The organism is Ruminococcus sp. AF31-8BH, from assembly GCF_003460605.1.
GTDB classification, from domain to species: domain Bacteria; phylum Bacillota; class Clostridia; order Lachnospirales; family Lachnospiraceae; genus Blautia_A; species Blautia_A acetigignens.
Genome location: NZ_QTVN01000050.1, coordinates 1 through 758 on the forward strand (window position 1 = coordinate 1; position 758 = coordinate 758).

At 42.3% G+C, this 758-nt stretch carries 1 protein-coding gene; it reads left to right on the forward strand.

The window, feature by feature from the left end:
- On the forward strand, positions 1-609 hold a 609-nt coding region (locus tag DWZ38_RS21940), incomplete at its 5' end, for a transposase (RefSeq protein ID WP_243000524.1).
- Positions 610-758 lie beyond the last annotated feature (149 nt).

Here is a 758-nt window from a genome sequence, read left to right on the forward strand (position 1 = left end):
TTTTTTCGAATGAGATCTTTCCTTCCTGATTACAAAGTATCAAAAGTGCTTTTAGATTCTGCACATGATGCCATGCCTTACTATCAATACTTTAAGCGCCAAAACATCACTCCATTTATTGATCTGAACAGCAAAGCTGGAAGACCACCTGTCTATAAAAATGATTTTACCATTGATAAAGACGGGGTTCCTGTCTGCCCAGCCGGACACCGGATGCGGCGCGATGGTATCGAAGCTGCGAAAGGACGCATGAAATTCAAATGTCCGAAGATCAGTCATGCAGGCGGCTGTATTTCCTGTACCTGTGACAATCCATGCTCAAACGCGAAATATGGACGCACCGTCCATTTGGTCTTAAATGACAACCCAAGACTCTTTAACAATCCGCCAAGAAGCAGCAAAGAATGGAAACAGGAATACAATGCAAGAACATCTGTAGAACGTTCAAACAAACGTGAGAAATTAGACTTCAGATTAGAAGACGGCAGACACCGCTCTACAAAGATGTGGTACTGCCGCCTCTATCACATCCTGATGTTACAGCATCTGGATGCATGGGATCTGCCATCTGAATCTCCCCTGAGAAAGTTGATTTTGGATGTAGCATAATCCTATTGACTATCATACCACGCTTAGAGCCATAATGAAAGCTATGTTTATTTCTCATGCCGTTTTTTTGTTCCAGAAACAATATCTACTTTTCAAAGTTCACTGCCAGAGTTTCGCTGGCATGATCAATCAGAATTCCGAGAGATCAT